At 64.4% G+C, this 22562-nt stretch carries 17 protein-coding genes and 1 pseudogene; 7 read left to right on the forward strand and 11 right to left on the reverse strand.

What is annotated here, in order from left to right:
• The 11 genes and pseudogenes from ACIOVF_RS24835 to tssA form a co-directional block, all read right to left on the reverse strand.
• Positions 1 to 443, reverse strand: a pseudogene (locus ACIOVF_RS24835) (type IV secretion protein Rhs); the annotation flags it as partial.
• 12 nt (positions 444 to 455) lie between these two features.
• Positions 456 to 890, reverse strand: coding sequence for a DcrB-related protein (locus tag ACIOVF_RS24840; protein ID WP_195885250.1), 435 nt, complete (start codon positions 888 to 890; stop codon positions 456 to 458).
• Between the two features lie 15 nt (positions 891 to 905).
• Positions 906 to 2849, reverse strand: a complete 1944-nt coding sequence (locus tag ACIOVF_RS24845; protein WP_401293235.1) for a type VI secretion system tip protein VgrG — start codon at positions 2847 to 2849, stop codon at positions 906 to 908.
• 23 nt (positions 2850 to 2872) lie between these two features.
• Complete coding sequence (tssH, locus tag ACIOVF_RS24850; protein ID WP_401293239.1) at positions 2873 to 5551, reverse strand: type VI secretion system ATPase TssH; 2679 nt, start codon at positions 5549 to 5551, stop codon at positions 2873 to 2875.
• Positions 5544 to 6596 carry a type VI secretion system baseplate subunit TssG gene (gene tssG / locus ACIOVF_RS24855; RefSeq protein WP_401293242.1) on the reverse strand — a complete coding sequence of 351 codons (1053 nt, stop codon included), beginning with the start codon at positions 6594 to 6596 and terminating at the stop codon, positions 5544 to 5546. The genes tssH and tssG overlap by 8 nt, the downstream gene beginning before the upstream one ends.
• Positions 6560 to 8419, reverse strand: coding sequence for a type VI secretion system baseplate subunit TssF (tssF, locus tag ACIOVF_RS24860; protein ID WP_401293245.1), 1860 nt, complete (start codon positions 8417 to 8419; stop codon positions 6560 to 6562). The genes tssG and tssF overlap by 37 nt, the downstream gene beginning before the upstream one ends.
• Complete coding sequence (gene tssE, locus ACIOVF_RS24865; RefSeq protein ID WP_093378493.1) at positions 8416 to 8931, reverse strand: type VI secretion system baseplate subunit TssE; 516 nt, start codon at positions 8929 to 8931, stop codon at positions 8416 to 8418. Before tssE ends, tssF begins: the two co-directional genes overlap by 4 nt.
• Positions 8932 to 9037: 106 nt before the next feature.
• A complete protein-coding gene (locus ACIOVF_RS24870) occupies positions 9038 to 9526 on the reverse strand; it encodes a type VI secretion system tube protein Hcp (RefSeq protein ID WP_038998241.1) in 489 nt (162 codons plus the stop codon).
• 80 nt (positions 9527 to 9606) lie between these two features.
• Positions 9607 to 11100 (reverse strand): type VI secretion system contractile sheath large subunit, encoded by a 1494-nt coding sequence (tssC, locus tag ACIOVF_RS24875; RefSeq protein ID WP_010221276.1) that lies wholly within the window; start codon positions 11098 to 11100, stop codon positions 9607 to 9609.
• 15 nt (positions 11101 to 11115) lie between these two features.
• The gene (gene tssB, locus ACIOVF_RS24880) at positions 11116 to 11631 is read right to left on the reverse strand and encodes a type VI secretion system contractile sheath small subunit (protein ID WP_010221277.1); all 516 of its coding nucleotides are present in this window, start codon (positions 11629 to 11631) and stop codon (positions 11116 to 11118) included.
• Between the two features lie 95 nt (positions 11632 to 11726).
• Positions 11727 to 12758 (reverse strand): type VI secretion system protein TssA, encoded by a 1032-nt coding sequence (gene tssA / locus ACIOVF_RS24885; protein WP_401293250.1) that lies wholly within the window; start codon positions 12756 to 12758, stop codon positions 11727 to 11729.
• A 393-nt stretch (positions 12759 to 13151) separates the two neighbouring features.
• Here tssA and tagH point away from each other — a divergent pair, with 393 nt between their 5' ends.
• The 7 genes from tagH to ACIOVF_RS24920 are packed head-to-tail and all read left to right on the forward strand — an operon-like array spanning position 13152 to position 22554.
• Positions 13152 to 14483: a type VI secretion system-associated FHA domain protein TagH gene (gene tagH / locus ACIOVF_RS24890; RefSeq protein WP_401293253.1), complete on the forward strand. Its 1332-nt coding sequence runs from the start codon at positions 13152 to 13154 to the stop codon at positions 14481 to 14483.
• A gap of 36 nt (positions 14484 to 14519) precedes the next feature.
• Positions 14520 to 15017 (forward strand): type VI secretion system lipoprotein TssJ, encoded by a 498-nt coding sequence (gene tssJ / locus ACIOVF_RS24895; RefSeq protein WP_045202269.1) that lies wholly within the window; start codon positions 14520 to 14522, stop codon positions 15015 to 15017.
• Between the two features lie 15 nt (positions 15018 to 15032).
• Positions 15033 to 16367, forward strand: a complete 1335-nt coding sequence (gene tssK / locus ACIOVF_RS24900; protein ID WP_093378512.1) for a type VI secretion system baseplate subunit TssK — start codon at positions 15033 to 15035, stop codon at positions 16365 to 16367.
• Positions 16368 to 16373: 6 nt separating this feature from the next.
• Positions 16374 to 17684, forward strand: coding sequence for a DotU family type VI secretion system protein (locus ACIOVF_RS24905; RefSeq protein WP_258595270.1), 1311 nt, complete (start codon positions 16374 to 16376; stop codon positions 17682 to 17684).
• Complete coding sequence (tssM, locus tag ACIOVF_RS24910; RefSeq protein WP_401293258.1) at positions 17681 to 21184, forward strand: type VI secretion system membrane subunit TssM; 3504 nt, start codon at positions 17681 to 17683, stop codon at positions 21182 to 21184. Before ACIOVF_RS24905 ends, tssM begins: the two co-directional genes overlap by 4 nt.
• Positions 21184 to 21834 carry a type VI secretion system-associated protein TagF gene (gene tagF, locus ACIOVF_RS24915; RefSeq protein ID WP_401293261.1) on the forward strand — a complete coding sequence of 217 codons (651 nt, stop codon included), beginning with the start codon at positions 21184 to 21186 and terminating at the stop codon, positions 21832 to 21834. Before tssM ends, tagF begins: the two co-directional genes overlap by 1 nt.
• Entirely contained in the window at positions 21835 to 22554 is a 720-nt protein-coding gene (locus ACIOVF_RS24920) for a PP2C family protein-serine/threonine phosphatase (RefSeq protein ID WP_401293264.1), read from the forward strand.
• Positions 22555 to 22562: the final 8 nt, after the last annotated feature.

Below are 22562 nucleotides of genomic sequence, written 5' to 3' on the forward strand. Positions count from 1 at the left end.
AGGAAGCTTTCTTCTTCCTCTTCGGCAGGTGGCTGGGCGGCATCACTGCCAGCGGGCGCCGCCGCGGCGACGATGACGCCAGCAGCGCGGGCGGCTGGTTTGCCATTGGTGTGGGTGTTTTTCGAGCCAGTGAGGATGTTGGCCTGCACAGAGGGCGGGAACAGAAAATTGCCGATACCCTCGCATAAACTGCTTAAACCCTTGTCGGCCCCGGTCTTGCTCATGGCCACGCCGACCACGATACCGACCACCGCGCCGAGCACGAAACAGCCGAGGCCGCCGGTGACCACGGTAAGCCCAAGCGCCGCAGTCACCGCCGCGGTGGCCAACATGCCGATGGCGACGTTGGCGGCCACTTCCAGCACACCGCCGACGATGTCGGCCATCATCGAGGTGTGCATCAGCGCATCGCCCTGGCGGGCGGCCCAAAGAGCGTCAGACATGCAAGGTGCTCATCAGGCCAGGGTGTCGAAGTTCAGTGATTGCTTGATCGCTGCCCAGTGCGCAGCCTCGGCATCACCCAGCGGTTGGGCTTTGACGTAACTCAGGGCGAACATCTTGCGCGTGCCGGGCAGTACCAGGGCCAGTTGGTACTGGAAGACCTTTTCGTTGCCCTTGCTGAACTGGCTGCGCAGCTCGATGCCTTCCACCGTCTGCTCGGCGCCCAGCCGCACGGCCTGGCCCGGCTGGAAGCGCAGGTCCTTGACCTGTTGTTGCAGGCGCTCGAGCTGGCCGTCGAAGTTGCTTTGCAGGGTTTCGCCGTCGGCCAGCAAGCTGCGGCTGATGATCAGCGAGGTGCCGAGCTTGGCAAAGCGCAGGATGTTGATGCTGGTGTCCTGCATTTCGGCATCGGGCAGGGCGAGCTGGAATTCGTTGAGGCGATAAGTCATGACGCGCAAATCTCTTTATTGGCTGGCTTTGGGCTTGGGGAAGATCGCTTCCACGGCGCCATCGATGGTGCCTTTGACGCCTTGCCCGTCCGCAGTGGCGCCGGGGGCGCCGCCGATGTTCAGGTCCAGGGTGCCGCCGGTGTTGAACTGGGCATTGCCTTCGGCGTTGAAGTTGAACTGCACGCCGGTGAGGTTGATCTGGCCGCTGGCGTTGAGTTCGAGCACGCTCTTGCCGCACACCAGGCGCAGGTTTTCGCCAACCTCGATCAGGTAGCTGCGGCTGATGCTGTCGGTCTTGGTCGAGCCCACCAGCAAAATGTCATCGCGCTTGACCGCGCGAATGCGGTCTTCGCCGATGGTCGCCACTTCGCTGAAGTCCACCACCTTGTTGCGGTTGTGGCCCACCCAGTGGCTCTCGTCGTTCTCGACTTCGATGTCCTGGTTGCGCTCGGCGTGGATGTACAGCTGCTCGGCGCCCTTCTTGTCCTCCATGCGGATTTCGTTGAAGTTCGCCGGCGTGCCGCCTTTGCTCGAACGGCTTTTCATCCCGCTCTGGGTCGCATTGGCCGGCAGGTCGTAGGGCACCGTCTGCTCGGCGTTGTAGACCCGGCCGGTGATGATCGGCCGGTCGGGGTCGCCTTCAAGAAAGCTGACGATCACTTCCTGACCGATCCGCGGGATCTGCATCGAACCCCAGTTCTTGCCGGCCCAGGCCTGGGACACGCGAATCCAGCACGAGCTGTTCTCGTTGGACTGGTCATGGCGGTCCCAGTAGAAGTGCACCTTGACCCGGCCATACTGGTCGGTCCAGATCTCTTCCCCGGCCGGGCCAACCACGATGGCGGTCTGCGGGCCCTTGACCTGCGGGCGCAGGGTGCTGGCCAGGGGGCGGAAGCTCTGCTGCGCATCGATGCAGCTGAGGTTGCTTTCGAACTGTGCATTGCCGCCGCCGGCGCCGGTTTCCAGGCGCTCCTGGACGATGTAATAGCGGGCACCGACGATCAGGTATTCGCGATTCTGGTCCTGGCGGCTGAAGCCGCTCATGCTGAACAGGTTGCCTGCCGCCAGGCCGCGGGCATTGCCGCGCAGTTCGATGCGTTCATGCAGGCTTTGCAGCGCTTCGATACGGGTACGGGCGTAATGCTCGCCGTCCTCACTCTGCACATAGGTGCCGGGGTAGTCGTACAGCGGGTAGTCGCCGGCGCTGTGCGGGCGCGGCATTTGCGAGCGCACGTCGATGCGCGCGCTGGGGCGCTGGAAGTCGTAGTCGTTAAGCTCCAGCGAGCCGGACTGCACCTCCTGGGCCAGGTGCCAGTCGTTGAGGTGGTCACGCTCGCGGTGCTGACCATCAGGTGGAAAGTACGGCACCGACTCGTAGCCCGGCACCACCTGGTGGGCGCCATAGGCATCGGCCAGCACCAGCACGTGGCGATCCTTCTCATGGCGGAAGTAGTAGTAGATACCTTCCTGTTCCATCAGGCGGCTGACGAAGTCGAAGCTGGTCTCGCGGTACTGCACGCAGTACTCCCACTCACGGTAGGGGCGGCTGAGGCTGTCTTCGAAGTCGGAAAAACCCAGGTCGCGAAACACCTGCTTGATGATCTGCGGGATGGTCTGGTTCTGGAAGATACGGCAATCGGAGGTCTTGCTCAGCAGCCACAGCCAAGGCCGCAGCGTCACCCGGTAACTGGCGAACTGGCCGCGGTCGATGCTCTGGCTGCAGCGCGAAACGATGCCGTGAAAATACCGCGAGCGGCCCAGCTCCAGTTGCAGGCTGAGGCTCATGGGCTTGCCGAGCAACTGGTTGAGGTCGATGGCCGAGTTGTCCGAGGTCAGCTGCAACTCGTAGTCGAACAGCCGCCCCAGCTCTTCGCCGCCGCCCATTTCCGCCAGGATCAGTGCATCCGGGCCCAGCGGGCTGTTGATCTGCGCCAGTCGGGTGAATTGCTTGAATAGCATCGCTTATCTCGTCAAACGCGCCATCACGGCGCGTCGCTGAAGTGGTAGTGCAGGTCGTTGTCGCGGCGGCTGATGCGCACCCCGGCCAGGGCTTTGCCCTCGAGCATGCGGGTGAGGAACTCGCGGCTCATGTCCGGCAATAGGCTGTTGGTCAGGATCGCGTCGATCATCCGCCCACCGCTCTCGGTCTCGCTGCAGCGCGAAACGATCAAGTCGACCACTTCGTCGTCGTAGTCGAAGGCCACTTTGTGGGTGCCTTGCACGCGCTTGCGGATGCGCTCGAGCTGCAGGCGGGTGATGGCCTTGAGCATCTCGTCGCTGAGCGGGTAGTAGGGGATGGTCACCAGGCGGCCGAGCAGCGCCGGCGGGAAGATTTCCAGCAGCGGTTGGCGCAGGGCGCTGGCGATGGCCTCGGGTTCAGGGGTGTTCTGCGGGTCTTTGCACACCCGGGAAATCAGCTCGGTACCGGCGTTGGTGGTGAGCAGGATCAAGGTGTTCTTGAAGTCGATCACCCGGCCTTCGCCGTCTTCCATCACGCCCTTGTCGAACACCTGGAAGAAAATTTCGTGCACGTCCGGGTGGGCTTTTTCCACCTCGTCGAGCAGCACCACGCTGTAGGGCTTGCGCCGCACCGCTTCGGTCAGCACGCCACCTTCGCCATAGCCGACATAGCCGGGCGGAGCGCCCTTGAGGGTCGAGACGGTATGGGCTTCCTGGAACTCGCTCATGTTGATGGTGATGACGTTCTGCTCACCGCCGTACATGGCTTCGGCCAGGGCCAGGGCGGTTTCGGTCTTGCCCACCCCGGAGGTGCCGGCGAGCATGAACACGCCGATCGGTTTGTTGGGGTTGTCGAGGCCGGCGCGGGAGGTCTGGATGCGCTTGGCGATCATCTGCAGGGCATGGTCCTGGCCAATGATGCGCTTGGCCAGGTGCTGGTCGAGCTTGAGCACGGTCTCGAGCTCGTTGCGGGCCATGCGTCCGACCGGGATGCCGGTCCAGTCGGCAACCACCGAGGCCACCGCCTGATAGTCGACGGTTGGCAGGATCAGCGGGGTTTCACCTTGCAGGGCGCTCAGGCGCTGCTGCAGGTCGATGAGTTTTTCGCGCAGCTCATGGCTCTGTTCGCTGCCGGTGTCGCGGTCGACCACCCCAACGTTTTCGCGCAGCTGCGCGCGGGTGGCCAGCAGCTCGTCGACCAGGGCCTTCTCTTCGGCCCAACGGCTTTCCAGTTCGGCCAGGCGCTCGCGCTCGGTGGCCAGCAAGGTTTCAGACTGTTGCTGGCGGTTGCCGATGGCGATACCGATGGCCTGCTCGCGGGCGATGATCTGCAGCTCGGTTTGCAGTGCCTCGATGCGTCGACGGCTGTCGTCGACCTCGGCCGGTACCGCATGCAGGCTGATGGCGACGCGGGCGCAGGCGGTGTCGAGCAGGCTGACGGACTTGTCTGGCAACTGGCGCGCCGGGATGTAGCGGTGGGAGAGCTTGACCGAGGCTTCCAGGGCTTCATCGAGGATCTGCACCTGATGGTGCTGCTCCATGGTCGAGGCCACGCCGCGCATCATCAGCAGTGCCTTGTCTTCGCTCGGCTCGGCGACTTGCACCACCTGAAAACGCCGGGTCAGGGCCGGGTCTTTCTCGATGTGCTTCTTGTACTCGGCCCAGGTGGTGGCGGCCACGGTGCGCAAGCTGCCACGGGCCAGCGCGGGCTTGAGCAGGTTGGCAGCATCGCCGGTGCCGGCGGCACCACCGGCACCGACCAGGGTGTGGGCTTCGTCGATGAACAGGATGATCGGTCTGGGCGAGGCCTGAACGTCCTCGATGACCTGGCGCAGGCGCTGTTCGAACTCGCCTTTCATGCTCGCCCCGGCCTGTAGCAGGCCGACATCCAGGCTGCGCAATTCGACGTCCTTGAGCGATGGCGGAACATCGCCGGCAACGATGCGCAGGGCAAAGCCTTCAACCACTGCGGTTTTGCCCACCCCGGCTTCACCGGTGAGGATCGGGTTGTTCTGCCGGCGACGCATGAGGATATCCACCAGTTGGCGAATCTCTTCGTCGCGACCAACGATCGGGTCGAGCTTGCCGCTGCGCGCCTGCTCGGTGAGGTCGACGGTAAAGCGCTTGAGCGCTTCCTGCTTGCCCAGGGCGCTGGGGGCCATGGCGCCGCTGGCTTCGCCCGGCACGGCGCCGGCATTGAAACCGTCGCTGGCGCCCAGGGCGTTTTCCGGTGAGTCGCCGACGTACTCGTCAAAGCGCTCGCTGAGGGCTTCGACCTTGATCTTGGCAAACTCCGACGACAGGCCGAGCAGGGCATTGCGCAGGCTCGGAGTCTTGAGGATGCCGAGCACCAGGTAACCGGTGCGCACCTGGCTTTCGCCGAACATCAGGCTGCCATACACCCAGCCACGCTCCACCGCCTCTTCGACCTGGGACGACAGGTCGGTGATCGAGGTCGAGCCGCGCGGCAGGCGGTCCAGGGCCTCGGTCAGTTCGCGGGCCAGGCGCGCTGGCTCCAGGTTGAACTGGCGAATGATGCGGTGCAGGTCCGAGTCCTGCAGTTGCAGCAACTGATGAAACCAGTGGGCCAGTTCCACATAGGGGTTGCCCCGCAATTTGCAGAACACCGTGGCGGCCTCGATGGCCTTGTAAGCGACGCTGTTGAGTTTGCCGAACAGCGCGGCGCGGCTGATTTCACCCATGTTCCGGACTCCTTGTGGATTGCGATGCGCTCGCTTGCTCGGCGTAGTACCGAGCCAGTGTCAGGTCGCTGGCATCGTGTTGCGGGCGGCCCAGCCAGGTATCGAAACCCAGGCGTCGGCCAGTGTTGAGTTGCAGGGCGGGTATTTCGTCCTGCTGCAGAATCAGTTGCAGGTCCCAGTCCAGCTCGTGCCCCTGGTGCTCGGCGACCCAGGCCACCAGCGCGGCGAAGGCACTGCCATCGGGCAATAGCGACAGGTATTGCTCCAGGCTCAGCGGCCCCAGGCAGATGCGGAACTTGTGCTGGCGGTCCCAGACATGGCTGCCCAGGCACACATCCATGCCCAGCTGATTGGCGCTCGCGCCCAGGCGGCTGCGTTCAGGCAGTTGCAGCCACTGGCCAACGTATTCCTCGATGCTTACCGGCACGCCGAAGTAGGCCCCGAGAATACCGCGCAGGCCATCCGGATAGCGGGTCTGGGCGGCGAGGTGGCCGCTGTAGTGCAACTTGGCGGTATCCGGCAACGGGCCCTGATCACGCAGCGCCGGGGTGCCGCGCCCGCTCAGGGCGGCCAGGCGGGCCGCCCAGTAGTCGTCATCGGGCCGGTCATGGCTGACCGTCGGCCGCGCTTCGGCCCAGGCCCGGTAGAACAGGCTCAACAGACGGTGATGAAAGACATCGAGAAAGCGCTTGCTGGTGCTGTCGGCATTGTTGCGCTGGCGCTCGCGCATGTACTCGGTCAGGTGCAGCGGCAAGGGGCCGTTGGGGCCGCCGAGGCCAAAGAAGAACTGCTCCAGGCGCGCCGGGCCCTGATCACTGGCAGGCGTCAGCGCCGCCAGGGTGGCCGGCGCAAACGCACAGTCGAGCTGCTGGCCAAGGCGCACCGGATCATCGGCCAGGCGCAGCGAATGGCCGAAGCGTGGCAGCTGCGGCGACTCGCATTGCAGCCGGCGCAGGGCCTGGAAGAAATCGTAGTTCCAGGGTTCGGCCTGCATTTCGCTGAGGATGTTCACAGGGTCGGACGGCGTCCGGGCTTGGCTTTCCATCGCATGATCTCGCCGCGTTCGGTGGTACGGAGCACCGTCTCGGTAAAGCTGTTGATCGACACGTAACGTGCCAGGAAGCGCTCGAAAACCGCACCGAGCAGGAACACGCCAGTGCCGCGAAAGGCGTTTTCGTCGAATTCCAGGGTGATCTCCAGGCCACGGCCAAAGACGATCGGCCCCGGCATCGGCAGGCGTCGCGTGCAGGCCTTGCTGCTGACCTCGCGCAGGCCGTCGATCTGCAGCTGCAGGGCGGCGTCGTGGCTGTCGCCGTACAGGCGCAGCAACTCGCGCAGGGCGGCGGCGCCCTGGCCTTGCTCGGTCAGCGACAGGTAGTTCAGCGACAACTGGCTGATCAGACGCCAGGCCTTGTTGTCATGGGCATGGCTGGCCCGTGGCCGGCTTGGCCCGGCCAGGCAGCGAATGGCGGCCACCGGCGCGCTGTCGGCCAGGGTGAAATCACTGCGGCCATCGCCGACGTTCATGAACAGCGCCAGGTCGCGGTTGGTGCACAGGGCACTGACCCCCAGTTGTCGCAGGTCGTGGCGGTAAGGCGCCTGTTGGCCATCGACCAGGCTGATGAAGGTTTCGCTGCCCATGTAGGTCGAGCGGGTACCGTTGCGGCGCTGCTCGCTGGAAAGCATGCGCGGCTCGCGGCGGACGATGTAATAGGCCTGGTCACGGCCGTAGCGCGACGGGTCGCGTACGGCATAGAAGGGCAGGAAAGCCTGGTCGGGGCCGGTGCCGTGGCCGGTAACGCTGCTCAACGAGTGGATCTCGAAATCCGTTGGCCGGGTGCGGTCGGCAATCACGTGATGTTCGTTGACCCGGTCATTGAGGTGGATACGGTCGACCCGGCGCGCAAACAGGTTGATCGCCGGGGTGCAGAAGGGCACGAACTGCTCGGCGCCGACGCTGCCTTCCAGGCTCTGGTCGTAGCGCTCGAACAGCACGATCAGCTCCAGCTCCTGACCATCGCAACGCTTTACTGCGCGACCCAGTTCGGCAAATTCTACGAACAGAAAACGCTGCGGCAGGGCGAAGTACTCCTGCAGCAGGCGGTAACCCTGGAATGCCTGCGGCACCACCGGTAGCGCCGCCTCGCGGTCATCGAAGCCGCAAGGGCGCAGGGCCGAGGTCGGGATGCGCTCGACCCAGTCGCTGCCAGGCTGGCGCGCGAACACCGCACAGGCGTTGCCCAGCAGCTGCTCGTACAGGCGAAACGGCAGTTCGTCGGCGCCGTTCAGGTACAGCGGCAGGCTGCTGAGGTCGAGGGCGTTGAACGGCAGGTCGGCGCCGGTATGCAAGGTAATGCGCAAGCCGGCGCGGGCTTTCGGTTCGCTGGCGGCCAGGCGCCCGAGGCGGGCTGCCGGGTTGCCGAAGTATTCCGCCTGGGCGACTTGCAGCGGCCACAGGGTAACGGCATGGGCACTACGAAACTCGCAAGGCGTTTGCGAATCGCGACCAAGGGTGGCGCGCAGCACGCTGCCACGCGGCAGGGTGAAGCCGGCACTGAGCGAACCTTCATCTGGATCGGCCTGCATCTGCACCACCGTCATCGACGGCGTCGGCGCCAGGTAGTGCGGGTAGGCGATCTCCAGCAGGTTGTGGGTGAAGGTCGGGTACTCGGCATCGAGCTTGAGTTGCACCCGTGCGGTCAGGTAGGCAAAACCTTCAAGCAGGCGCTCGACATAGGGGTCGGCGCAGTCGATACCGGACAGGGTCAGGCGCCCGGCGATCTTCGGGTATTCCCTGGAAAATTCTGCCGCGCTTTCGCGGATGTGTTGCAGTTCCTGGTTGTACAGCTCGAGCAGGCGCGGGTTCATGGACGTCTCCGGCGCTCGGCGGGGGCCACCCGGACATGCCCGGATTCCAGGTCAAGGTCGGTGCGCAGCAGCAACGGCAGTGCCGCCGGCTGGGCCCACAGGTCGCCTTCGATCTCGAAACTCAGGGCGTTGTTGTTCATCTCCCCCGGTGCGACCTGGGCGCGCACCCGCAGGCTGCTGCGCAGGATGCGTGGTTCGAAGGTGGCGATGGCCTGGTAAATGATGCTCTCCAGTGCGCTGATATCAATGTTCGAGGCGCTGTTACCTGCCAGTGCCGGCAGGCCGTAGTTGACCACCGAAGTGCCGGCCGGGGTGTTGAGGGTGGCGGCCGCATCGAGCAGTGAAGTGGTGTTGAGCAGCCAGGTGAGGTCGCGTAGTACCGAGGCCTTGAGCTGGCTCAGCGAAAGCACGCGTTTGTCGTTGGCTTCTTGCAGGTTGCCGGGCTCGTCGTCGGTCAGACGATCGAGCAGCGAAGGCTGCAGGCGGTCACGTGCAGCGATTTCGGCTACCAAGGGGCGGCTCCGTTGGTGATATGCGTGAGTGCGTTATCCCTATCGCGGGGCAAGCCCGCTCCTACAGGGTGGGAGCGGGTTTGCCCCGCGAACAGGGCAAAACGCATCAGATCTTGACGTTCTGGCGCACGTTCCAGCCGTACTTGACCGGGCCGCCGTCTTTGGTGCCGTCAGCTTTCTGCGGCTGGTAATCGACCGTGACTTTGCCGAAGTTCAGGGTGACGTTTTCGGTCAGGCGGTCATCGCCGCCCGAGCCACCGGTGCTCAGCGAGCTGATCAGCACTTCTTCGAGGTTGATGATCAGGTACTCGACCTGGCTCTCGCCACCGGCCTTGCGCACGGTCAGCTTGACCTTGTCGATGTGCTTGCCGCTGGAGCAGTGCATCATCAGGTTGGGGCTGGATTTGTCGACGTACTTGGTCAGCGACAGGTCCTGGATGTTGACCTTGCCGGCGCCGCCGCCACCACCCATGTGCATGTTGCCGGACTGGGCCATGCCCCAGCTCCAGTTCAGCACATCGATTTCGTCCTTGTGGGCCTTGTCCATGGACTCGCCCTTGATGTCGCCGATCTTGATGAAAATATCAACTGCCATGTTGTCTCCAGAGTGTGGCATCTACCACATTATTTTTCAGTGCACACCCCGCAGCACGGGGCGTTCTAGCGAGCCTGGGCTCAGGCGCCCTTGGCCGACGGCAACTTCGATACCAGGCGCAGCGACACGGTCAGCCCTTCGAGCTGGTAGTGCGGGCGCAGGTAGAAACGCGAGTTGTAGTAACCCGGGTTGCCTTCGACTTCTTCGACCACCACTTCGGCAGCTGCCAGTGGGTGCTGGGCCTTGGTGGTTTCGGTGGAGTGGGCCGGATCGCCATCGACGTAGTTGAGGATCCAGTCCTGCAGCCAGCGCTGCATCTCGTCCTTCTCTTTGAACGAGCCGATCTTGTCGCGCACGATGCACTTCAGGTAGTGAGCGAAGCGGCAGGTGGCGAACAGGTACGGCAGGCGCGCGGCCAGGTTGGCGTTGGCGGTGGCGTCCGGGTCGTCGTACTCGGCAGGTTTTTGCAGCGACTGGGCGCCAATGAAGGCGGCGAAGTCGGTGTTCTTCTTGTGCAACAGCGGCATGAAACCGTTCTTCGCCAGTTCCGCTTCACGGCGGTCGGAGATGGCGATTTCAGTCGGGCACTTCATGTCCACGCCACCGTCATCGGTAGGGAAGGTGTGCGCCGGCAGGTTCTGCACTTCGCCACCGGACTCGACGCCGCGAATCCGCGAGCACCAGCCGTAGTACTTGAACGAGCGGTTGATGTTCACCGCCATCGCGTAGGCGGCGTTGGCCCAGGTGTACTTGGCGCTGTCGGCGCCGTCGGTGTCTTCTTCGAAGGCGAAGGCTTCTACCGGGTCGGTCTTGGCGCCATACGGCAGGCGCGCCAGGAAGCGCGGCATGGTCAGGCCGATGTAGCGCGAGTCTTCCGATTCACGCAGCGAGCGCCAGCCGGCGTACTCGGGGGTGGTGAAGATTTTGGTCAGGTCGCGCGGGTTCGACAGCTCCTGCCACGAGCCCATGCCCATCACGGTCGGCGAGGCCGCAGCGATGAACGGCGAGTGCATGGCTGCACACACCTTGGACAGCTCGCCGAGCAGCTCGACGTCCGGTGGCGACTGGTCGAAGTAGTAGTCGCCGACCAGGCAACCATACGGCTCGCCGCCGAACTGGCCGTACTCTTCTTCGTACATCTTCTTGAACAGCGGGCTCTGGTCCCAGGCCGTGCCCTTGAATTTCTTCAGGGTCTTGTGCAGGTCGGGCTTGGAGATGTTGAGCACGCGGATTTTCAGCTGCTCGTCGCTTTCGGTGTTGTTGACCAGGTAGTGCAGGCCACGCCAGGCGCTTTCCAGCTTCTGGAACTCGGGGTGGTGGATCACCTGGTTGACCTGGGCGGTGAGCTTGGCGTCGATGGCGGCAATGATCGATTCGATCGACTTGATCGCGTCATTGGACACCAGGTCGGTTTGTGCCAGGGCCTGTTCGGCCAGGGTGCGCACCGCAGTTTCGACGGCCTCGCGGGCGCGCTCGGTCTTGGGTTTGAATTCTTGCAGCAGCAGCGAAGCGAACTCGCTGGCTTGCTCGGTGGCCGCTGGCTGGGCCTGGGTATCACGCATCGGATCGGTCATGAGGCTTTGTCCTGATTAAGCGTTCGGCTCGGCATCCTGGGGCTTTGGCGCGCTGGCCAAGGCCTGGAGCAGGGCCGGATCCTTGATGGCTTTCATGATGATTTCTTCGGCGCCGGTCTTGCCGTCCATGTAGGTCAGCAGGTTGGCCAGCTGGGTCCGCGCTTCGAGCAGCTGGTTCAGCGAATCGACCTTGCGCGCCACGGCGGCAGGGCTGAAGTCGTCCATGCTCTCGAAGGTGATATCCAGGCTCAGGTTGCCTTCGCCGGTCAGCTCGTTGGGTACGTGGAACGCCACCCGTGGCTGCATGGCCTTGAGGCGCGAGTCGAAGTTGTCGACGTCGATTTCCAGGAACTTGCGCTCGGCGACCGGGGCCAGCGGCTCGGCAGGCTTGCCCGCGAGGTCGGCCATGACGCCCATGACGAAAGGCAGTTGGACCTTCTTTTCGGCGCCGTAGAGCTCGACGTCATACTCGATCTGCACCCGCGGCGCGCGATTGCGCGCAATGAATTTCTGAGAACTGGGGTTCGCCACGTTGTTCCTCCTGGTCGCAGGTGCGACGGTATTGGCGTCATCGATCGTTGCCGGTAACGGTGTTGCGTATGTGCGTTGGGTCAGGCCCGCAGGCCTCAGTCAGCTTCGGGTCCGCGCAGGGTTTCGAACTGCGACAGCCCATCGGGGATCAAGTCGCGGACGATCGCGGCAAAATCGGCGTTGACCAGATTTTTCGCGCGGTTGAGCAGCACCGGCAGCGGGCTCGAGGGCTCGTGGCGGGCGTAGTACTTGAGAATCCGGTCAAGGCTGCGCAGCACTTCGTCGCGGCTGGCGATATCGGCCGAAGCGCGGGCGATGGCGGGCGCGGGGGCGGCCTCGGCAACCGGCGTCGAGCTGTCGGCAGCGCTGCTGGTTTCGCTGGCGTCGTTGGCGGCCTGCTCGCTGGCCGGCGCATGTTCGGCAAGAATCTGCGCGGCCTGGCGCAGTGGCTGCTTGAGCGCGCTCAGATCAACTCCGCTGGCCGATCCGACCTGCTCGTTGACGTATTGCTCGATTGCCTCGGCGGCCTCGCGGGCTTGCTGTAGCGCCTCGCGGGTGGCCTGCAGTTGCTCTCCATCGCTGTCGCGCAGGGCGCCGCCGAGTTCGTCGGCGTTGAGCGTCTCGCTGGCAAAGTGCTGCAAACCGCTGGCGTGCAGGGCTGCGCGCAGGCTGACCGGGCCGAAGGCGCGGGAGCGGGTCAGCAGGCTTTCGCGCAGCAGGGCGATGTTGGTCTCGCAGACCAGACCGGCGAGGGCATTGATACGCACTGTCGGGTCGTTGTCGTCATCGGCGTCGAGCTGCGGATGGACCTGCGGCCAGTACTGGCGCAACAGCTCGTTGATCAGTTGCAGAGTGCTGGCCAGGCCGGCAATGCCGTGTAGGGCGAGGGCACTTTGCAAGAGGAAATGAGTGACGCGAAGGTCTTTGCTGCGTTGCAGCAGGGCGGTGCAGGACTGTTCGATCTGCCGCCACTGCGGAGCTTCGGCAGGCTGGATGGCATCGCCCATGACACGCTCGGGCCGGCCTTGGGCATCACGCTCCAATTGCAGGAAGTCCGGGTCGTATTCAAGGTCGTCGCCGCAAGGAAAGTTTTCCGAAACGGCAGCGAGCAAATGCGCTGAGTTCACCAGATATCGATCTCCGTATCGTCCCGTGGTGGGGGTGGCTAATGTGTGCTAGTTGGTTTTGTGACATAGCGCACATAATTTGCTGAGTTGTCCTTAGTTGATATCAAAGTGATATCACGCCTGTTCAGCAAGTTGCGCATTTTTGGTTTATTTCCAATTGGCTGTCAAGGTAAGCTAGCGGCCCATCGTGACCTGCATACTGGGCCGTACAGGTTTATTGACTTGTTGGTCAGGGTAGCGGTGGATGTCATTTGAAACTGATAAACATCAGCGAAAAGTGAACGAAATTCGGACATTCAGTAGACTTTTTCAGGGATTGGAAGCGAATCGTGGCAAGTGTGGCAGGCCTCCAGCGGGCCCACAGGCGATTCGGGATGTTGCTAAGGAGGCGTGATGTCGCTGAGTCTTACTATTACCAGTTATCACAAGATTACCCCTGGCCAATGTCCTGAAAAGTTCATCGAGTCAGGTGCCATCAGTATTGGTCGCGGCCCCGATAATGATTGGGTGCTGCCCGATCCGGAGCGTCTGGTTTCTTCGCAACATTGTGTAATTCAATATAAAGACGGCCGTTATTACCTGACCGATAACAGCACTAATGGTGTCGAATTAATTCACGCCGGTATTCGCTTGCGTCGCGGTAACAGTGAGCCGTTGATGGATGGCGAAGTCATCCGTATCGGCGAGTACGAAATCCAGGCACGGATCGATTCAAGCTTCAAGATTGCCGATGGCAACCCGCACGGTGCTGACGCCGCCAACAGCTTCGAGGCGCTGATGGCCAACCAGGCCGGTGCCGCTGCGACCCCCCAAAATGCTGTTGCGCCAGCGTTGATCCAGGGCGCGTCGAGCAATGCCACCTTGCCGGACCTGTTCGATTTTCTTGCACCGGCGAGCATTGCGCTGGTGACCCGCGCCGATCACGTGCCTGCCCAGCAGCATGATTTTCGCCCGCCAACGCCCGTAGCGTCGACGCCTGAGCCGGTACCGGCAAGCCCTGGAGTGATTCCCGAAGACTGGGACCTGTTCGCCGAACCGGTGCCGGCGGCGCCCGCGCCTGTCGTTGTAGCTGTCGAACCAGCCATGCCCGCACCCATGCCCGCGCCTGTCGAGGCCTCGGCGCAGGCTGGCGACTCCAGTGTGCTGGCCCAGGCGTTCCTGCGCGGTGCGGGCCTTGAACATCTGCGTATCGACAGCGCCCAGGTCGAGGCGCAGATGGAAGCCCTTGGCCGCAGTTATCGCTTGATGGTCGAGGGCCTGATCGATGTGTTGCGTGCGCGCAGCAGCCTCAAGGGCGAGTTCCGCATGCAGCAGACGATGATCCGCCCGGCAGAAAACAACCCGCTCAAGTTCGCGCCCAATGCCGATGAAGCGCTGCTGTTGCTGCTGCGCCATGGCAACCACGCGTTCATGGCGCCGGACCAGGCGGTACGCGACAGTTTCGACGACTTGCGCGCGCATCAGCTGGCAGTGATGGCCGGTGTTGAAGCGGCGATCAAGCACCTGCTCGGGCGCTTCGAGCCGGCGCAGCTGGAATCGCGGCTCGGTGAACCGGCAGGGCTGTCGAAGCTGTTCGCAGGTTCGCGCCAGGCGCAGTACTGGCAGCAGTTCACCGAGCTGTACAGCAAGATTTCCCGGGAAGCCGAAGACGACTTCCAGGACCTGTTCGGGCGCGAATTCAGTCGCGCCTACGAGGAGCACGGCGCGCGTCTGCAGCGCTCCTGAAACAAACGGAAAGTGCCACGTCATTGAGGACGCAGGATGATTCGAACAATGCTGATGGCAGCGGTAACCACACTGCTGCTCAGTGGTTGTAGCAAGGATGAAGTCGCAGCACCGGTCCAGCCCGAGGTGGCGGGGCCTACCAGCGTCACCTTGTATTTCAGTGCCGCCGCCGGGCTCAACCCGGGCGCCAACGGCCAGGCCGCGCCTGTGCGCGTGCGCATTCTCGAACTGAAGAACAGCGCAGGTTTCAGCCGCGCCGATTATTTTGCCCTGGCCGAACGCGGCCCGGCGACCCTGGGCGCCGACCTGCTCGATCAGGACGAAGTGCTGGTGCAGCCCGGTGAGCAAGTGCGCATCGACCGGCCGTTGAACCCGCTGACGCGCCAGATCGGCCTGGTGGTCGGCTACCGCGAAATCGACCAGGCGCAATGGCGCAGCCTGCTGCCAGTGCCGCCGCTGGACTACCAGATCAGCCTCGATGTTCGCGCTGTGCGCAGCGCTGCCCATACCTCCCCAACCAGTACCGCCCAATAGGCGATCGGAGAAACCATGTCCTGGAACAATCGTGTGGTCTGGTCGGAAGGCATGTTCCTTGGAACCCAGCACTTTCAGCAGCATGACCGTTATCTCGAGAACCTTATCGATGCCCGCAGCCGGCCGCTGTCGGCGGGCGCCTGGGGCTTCTCCGAGCTGCTGGTCGACCAGGGCCTGCTGGCCCAGGGCAAGCTGGCCATCGTTTCTGCCCGCGGGCTGCTGCCCGATGGCACGCCGTTCAACATCCCCCACGATGACCTGGCGCCCAGCCCGCTGAACATCGACGACAACCTGCGTGATGGCCTGGTGTACCTGGCCTTGCCGCTCAAGCGCGCCGGTGCCCGCGATACCGTGGACGAAGGCGAAGCCGCGGGTGGCGCGCGCTATGTCAGCCGGGTGGCCGAAGTGCGTGACGACAACGCGCCGTTCGAGAACCGCGCCCCGGTCGCCCTTGGCTCCCGTGCGCTGCGCTTGATCACCGCCGAAGAAGGCCTGAGCGACTATGCCGCGCTAGGCCTGGTACGTATCAAGGAAAAACGCGCTGACCGCGCCCTGGTGCTGGATGACAGCTATATCGCGCCGGTGCTGGATGTATCGGCGAGCAAAAGCCTGTCGGCATTTCGCAGCGAACTGCTGGGCCTTTTGCATCAACGCGGTGAAGCACTGGCCGGGCGGGTGGTGGCCTCCGGTGCCGGTGGTGCTTCGGAGATCGCCGACTTCATGCTCCTGCAACTGGTCAATCGCGCTCAACCGCTGGTCGAGCACCTGAGCCAGTTGAGCCCGTTGCACCCGGAGCGGCTGTACAGCGAGCTGGTCAGCCTGGCCGGTGAGTTTGCCACCTTCTGTGCCAGCAACCGCCGCCCGGGTGAGTTCCCGGTGTACCAGCATGACGACCTGGCGGCGAGCTTCGCCCCGGTCATGCAGGCGCTGCGCGAAGCCCTGTCGATGCTGATCGACAGCAAGGCCACGCCGATCCCGATTGTCGAAAAGGCCTATGGCATTCATGTCGCCATGCTTGCCGACCGCAGCCTGCTCGACAATGCCAGCTTCATTCTCGTGGTGCGTGCCGACGTGCCGAGCGAAACCCTGCGCGGGCGCTTCGCCCAGCAAAGCAAGATCGGCGCGGTCGAGCACATCCGTGACCTGGTCAACCTGCAGCTGCCGGGCATCGGCCTGCTGCCATTGCCGGTGGCACCGCGGCAGATCCCGTTCCATGCAGGTTCCACCTACTACGAACTCGACCGCGGCAGCGAGCACTGGCAGCAACTGCAGAACGCCGGCGGCTTTGCCTTCTACGTCGCAGGCGAATTCCCGGGGCTGAACCTGGCCTTCTGGGCCATCCGAGGATAAGCCGCAATGCAGCCTAACGACCCGTCGGCGCCACCGGCCAACGACCGCACCCAGTTCATGCCGCGCCCCGGTGGCCGCAGCCCGCAGGCTGGTACGCCGGAGCCTGTGGCGGCGCCGTCGATGCCGGCGCAGCCGCTGCCCGCCGGCCAGGCGCTGGGCCTCAACCCGCTGGAAAGCGCCGCCGGGCCGTTGCTGGCCTTGCTGACCCGCTTGCGCAGCACCATCGCCCATCCGGCCCCGGCCAGCCTGCGTGCGCAGTTGCTGGCCTATCTGCGTCAGTTCGAAGAGCGCGCCGAAGCCGCCGGTGTGGCCCGTAACGAAGTCATGCTGGCCCGTTACGCGCTGTGCACTGCGCTCGATGAAGCGGTGCTCAGCACGCCGTGGGGCAGCAGCAGTGACTGGGGCAAGCAGAGCCTGCTGATCACTGTGCACAACGAAGCCTGGGGGGGCGAGAAGGTCTTCCAGCTGCTCGAGCACTGCCTGCAGAGCCCGCGCGAACGCCTGTACCTGCTGGAGTTGCTGTACCTGTGCATGTGCCTGGGCTTCGAGGGCCGTTACCGGGTTATCAACGGTGGCCGCGCCCAGCTCGAAGCCTTGCGCGAACGCACTGCTGCCGCTATCCGCAGCGCCCGGGGCGAGTTCGAGCGCGAACTGTCGCCGCACTGGCGTGGGGTCAGCGTCAGCCGGGATCGGCTGTCGCAGTTCATCCCGCCCTGGGTGGGCCTGGCCATCGCCCTGGCGTTGCTTGTGGCTCTGCTGTTTGCCCTGCGCATGATGCTCGCCGCCGACGCGGAGCCTGTGTTCAAGAACATTCATGCCCTGGGCGAAATCCCGGTGCAGGCCATCGACCGTCCGGTGACCCAGCCCAAGCCGGTGGAACGCCCACGCCTGGCGGGTTTTCTGGCCAGCGATATCAAGGCCGGGCGGGTCAGCGTCGAAGACGCCGTCGACCGTTCGGTGGTGACCATCCGTGGCGACGAATTGTTCGCCTCGGCCAGCACCAGCATCAACGACAGCCTGCAGCCACTGATGCTGCGCATTGCTGACGCCATCGGCCAGGTCAAGGGCCAGGTGCGCATCACCGGCCACAGCGACAACCGGCCGATCGCGACCTTGCGCTTTCCGTCCAACTGGGCGCTGTCCCAGGCCCGCGCCGAGCAGGTGCTGCAGATCCTGGCCGCCAAGACCGGCCAGCCCGCGCGCTTTACCGCGCAGGGCCTGAGCGACACCGAACCACTGGCAGCGAACAACACGGCCGAAGGCCGGGCAAAGAACCGCCGGGTTGAAATCACTGTATTGGCGGAGGGGGTCGAGTGAAGGCGTTTTTCGGATTTGTCATTCGCTGGGTCATTCCGCTGCTGGGCCTGATCGCCCTGAGCCTGATTATCTGGTTCGTCGGCCCGCTGTGGGACATGCTGATCCCGGCAGGGCGGCGCTGGGCGCTGATTGCCCTGCTGTTTGCAGTGTGGCTCGGCTATCGCCTGTGGCGCTTCATCGAGGCCCGCCGCCAGGCGGCAGAAGTCATGCGCAGCCTGGCTGCAGAAACAGCTCCTGACCCTGCCAGCGTGGCCACCGCCGAAGAACTGGCAACCCTGCGCCAGCGCATGGACGAGGCCCTGGCCCTGCTGAAAAAGGCGCGCCTGGGTGGCAATGAGCGGCGCAACCTGTACGAGCTGCCGTGGTACGTGATCATCGGCCCGCCGGGCTCGGGCAAGACCACGGCGCTGGTCAATTCCGGCCTGCACTTTCCGCTGGCGGCGCAGCTTGGCGCCGGGGCGATTCGCGGCGTCGGTGGCACGCGCAACTGCGACTGGTGGTTTACCGACCAGGCGGTGTTGCTCGACACCGCTGGCCGCTATACCACCCAGGACAGCCACGCCCAGGTCGACAAGGCGGCCTGGCTGGGCTTTCTCGATCTGCTGAAAAAGCAGCGCGCGCGCCGGCCGATCGATGGCGCTTTCATTGCCATCAGCCTGTCCGACCTGTTGCTGGGCAGCGACGCCGAACGTGCTGCCCATGCTGCGGCCATCCGCTCGCGTATCCAGGAGTTGTACAGCCAGCTGGGCGTGCGTTTTCCGATTTACCTGATGCTGACCAAGCTCGACCTGGTGCCGGGTTTCATGGAGTTCTTCGACACCCTGAGCAAGGAAGAGCGCGCTCAAGTGTGGGGTATGACCTTTGCCCTGGACGACGACAAGTCGGTCGAAGGGCCGCTGGCGCAGTTCCACAGCGAGTTCGCCGGCCTTGAGCAACGCCTCAACGAGCGCCTGGTCGAGCGCCTGCAGCAGGAGCGCGACCCGGCGCGGCGCGATCTGGTTTACGGCTTTGTCCAGCAGTTCGCTGCCTTGCGCTCCAACCTGCAGGGCTTTCTCGACGGCGTGTTCAAGCCCAATGCCTATGAAGAACGCGCCCTGTTGCGCGGCGTGTACTTCACCAGCGGCACCCAGGAAGGCAGCCCGATCGATCGCCTGATCGGCGCCATGGCCCAGAGCATGGGCCTGGACCGTCAGCATCTGGCACGCCAGAGCGGCACCGGGCGCAGCTACTTCATTGAAAAACTGTTCAGCGCCGTGGCGTTTGCCGAGCGCGGGCTGGTCGGGGTCAACCCGCAAGTCGAGCGCCGGCGCAAATGGCTGGCCCGTGCTGCACTCGCCGCCAGCGTTGCCCTGGTAGTGCTGGTCGGCAGCGTGTGGGCGCTGAGCTATCGCGCAAACCAGGCTTACATCGCCCAGGTCGAGCGTAAGCTCGCGCCGCTGGGGCCAGTCCTGCAAACCTTGAGCCCGGCCCAGCGCGACGTACTGGCGGTACTGCCGTTGCTCAATGCCGTGCGCCATCTGGCCGAGGATCCGCCCAGTTGGGCCGAGGGGTTGGGGCTGTACCAGGGCGACATGCTCGAAGCCGAGTCGGCCAGCGTCTACCGCAAGTTGCTGATTGCCGTGTTCGCCCCGCGCCTGGTCACCCGTATCGAAGAGCAACTGCACAGCGGCGGTGGTTCGGACTTTCTCTACGAAGGCCTCAAGGCCTACCTGATGCTGGCTGACGGCGAGCATTACGACCCGGACTTCATCAAGGCCTGGGTCAGCCTCGACTGGGAGCAGAGCCTGCCTCGCGACCTGGCCCCGGAGCAGCGTGCGGCATTGGGCGAGCATCTGCAGGCGCTGTTTGAAAAGCGTCCGCCGAATGCGCGCCTGGATGCCAACCTGATCGAAGACCTGCGTCGCCAATTGCAGCAGTTGCCGGTGGCCCAGCGCGTCTATGACCGGGTCAAACGCCAGCAGTTGCCCAACGGCGTCAGCGATTTTCGCCTGAGCGAAGCGGCCGGCCGCGATGCCGCGCTGGTGTTCAGCCGCAAGAGCGGCAAGCCTTTGGGTGAACCCTTGAGCGGGCTGTTTACCCTTGATGGCTATCGCAAGGCGTTTCTTGCCACCAGCCTGCAACACAGCAATACCCTGGCTGAAGAGCGTTGGGTGCTGGGCCGCGAGCAAGCCGATGAAGGTGATGTGACTAGCCTGGCCGCCGACGTGCGCCGTTTGTATTTCGCCGACTACATCCGCCACTGGGACGCGCTGCTGGCCGATATCGACTTTGTGCCGATCACCAGCGTGGCGCAGGCCGCCGATGTTCTGCGGGTGATTTCCGGGCCGACCTCGCCGCTGAAAAAGCTGCTGAGCGCCGTGGCCAAGGAAACCAACCTGCAACAGCAGGACCCGCTTGCCGCGGCCCAGGCCAAAGCCAGCGAGGCTGGTGTCGACCAGCTCAAGCAGCGCCTGGGTAACTTGCTGGGCCAGGATGCTCCGGCCGATAGCCGCCAGGCGCAGCAAGACCAGGACCCGGTCACCGCGCACTTTGCCGACCTCGCCAGCCTGGTCAGCAAGGGCGAGGGCGAGCCGGCGGCCATCGACGGCCTGCTCACCGACATGAACGCCTTGTACGTGCAGGTCAGTGCCATGGTCGGTGCCAGTGGCGACGCCCTGCTCGGCGAGGCCAAGAACCAGGCCACTGCCGCCGCCAACCGCGTCAGCCTCACCGCGCAGCGCCAGCCGCCGATGGTTCAGGGCTTGGTCAAGTCGGTGGTCAACTCGACCACCAACACCATGATGGGCGGCGTGCGCAATCAACTGAACGCCGCCTGGACCAGCGAAGTGGTCAACGTTTATCGCCAGTCGCTGAGCGGTCGTTATCCGCTGGCAGCGGGCAGCTCGCGGGATGCCACGCTGGACGATTTCGGCCAGTTCTTCGGCGTCGGCGGGGTGATGGACAGCTACTTTCGCAAGTACCTGCAGCCGTATGTCGATACCTCGGCCAACCCTTGGCGCTGGCAGCCGGGCGCGGCGCAGAAGCTCGGCATTGGCTCTGGCGTGTTGCACACCTTCCAGCGTTCGGCGGCGATTCGCGATGCGTTCTTCCGCTCGGGCGGCATGCAGCCGACCGTGCGCTTCGAGCTCAAGCCGGTGGCCATGGACGCCTCGGTCACCCAGTTCTTGCTCGACCTCGATGGCCAGCAGATCAGCTATGACCACGGCCCGAGCCGCCCGGTCGCGATGCAGTGGCCGAACCCCAACAGCATCGGCGTGGTGCGCCTGTCGATCATGCCGCCGTCGGCCAGCGGTCGCTCCGGCCTGACCCTGGAAGGGCCGTGGGCCTGGTTCCGCTTGCTCGATCAATCCGACCTGGTGGCCGGCAACGGCCCGGATCGCTTCAGCCTGCGCCTGCGCGTCGATGGCGCCAGCGTGTCGTACGAGCTGCGCGCCAACAGCGCCTTCAACCCGTTCAAGAGCCGCGTGCTCAGCGGCTTCAGCCTGCCGGAGCGGTTGTGATGGCGGGAGTCGGCTTCTACGGCAAGCTGGCCAGCCGCGGCGACTTTGTCAGTCGCGGATTGCCGCAGAGTTTTATCCAGCCCTGGGACCAGTGGCTGGCGGCCGGGCTTGTGGCCAGCCAGCAGCAACTGGCCGAGCGCTGGTTGCCGGCCTATCTGGTCAGCCCCTTGTGGCGCTTCGCCCTGGCCCCGGGAGTATGCGGGCCCGACGCTGTAGTGGGGGTGTTGATGCCCAGCATTGACCGGGTAGGGCGCTATTTCCCTCTTATCCTGGCCCAGGTTCTGGCGCCGGATGAGTCGCTGGCGGCAGTGGTGAGTGGCCCGGATAACTGGTTCGAGCAGTGTGAAGCCCAGTTACTGGCAACCCTCGAGCCGCAAGCCGCTTTTGAGGCGTTCGATGCAGCAGTGCAGGGCATAGATGCCCCTCGTAGTGCTGTTGTTTCAAGCGCGGTTGTGGGCGGCTTGCAACGCTTTGCAGCGGTGACCCCGCAGGCGCGCCAGGCAGCCTTGGCCGAAAGCGCCTGCGCCGGCATGAGCCTGTGGTGGGGGCGCGGCTCGGAGCATATCGAGGCGGGAATGCTGCGCTGTGCGGGCCTGCCGCACAGCGAGGATTTCGCCAGTTTTCTTTTGGGTAGTGAGGCGGCGCGCTAGATGACGGCTTTGCATTACACCGCAGCCAGCTACAGCCATGTCGGCCTGGTGCGCAGCATCAATGAAGACGCTTGCCTGGACCTTGCCAGCGAAGGCCTGTGGGCAGTTGCCGATGGCATGGGCGGGCATGCGGCGGGCGACTACGTCAGTTGCCTGATCGTCGATACTTTGCGCCAGTTGCCGACCACGGCGTTCCTCAATGACTTCGCCCAAGTGCTGCGCCAGCGGCTGTCGGCGGTCAACGCGGCAGTGCGCGAAGAAAGCGCCCGGCGTGGCGTGGCGATGATGGGCAGCACCCTGGTGCTGCTGGCGGTGCGCGCTGACCAGGGTATCTGCCTGTGGGCCGGGGACAGCCGCCTGTATCGCCTGCGCGACGGGCGCCTGGAAGGTATCTCGCGCGATCACAGCTACGTGCAGGAACTGCAGGACAGCGGCCTGCTCAGCGAGGCCGAAGCGCGGGTGCACCCGCGGGCCAACATCGTCACCCGGGCAATTGGCGTCGAGCCCGAGCTCGAACTTGAGGCGGTGCACCTGCAGGTCCTCCCAGGCGATACCTATCTGCTGTGCAGCGATGGTCTGAACAAGACCGCCGAAGACCATGAAATTCGCGAAGTGCTGGGCCACAGCGACCCCTACCAGGTGGTCCGCAGCCTGGTGCACCTCGGCCTGACCCGGGGCGCCCCCGATAACATTACTGCCGTCGTCATCAAGGCCGGTTGAAGACCAAG

Source organism: Pseudomonas sp. NPDC087612 (assembly GCF_044743505.1).
In the GTDB taxonomy this organism is placed as follows: domain Bacteria; phylum Pseudomonadota; class Gammaproteobacteria; order Pseudomonadales; family Pseudomonadaceae; genus Aquipseudomonas.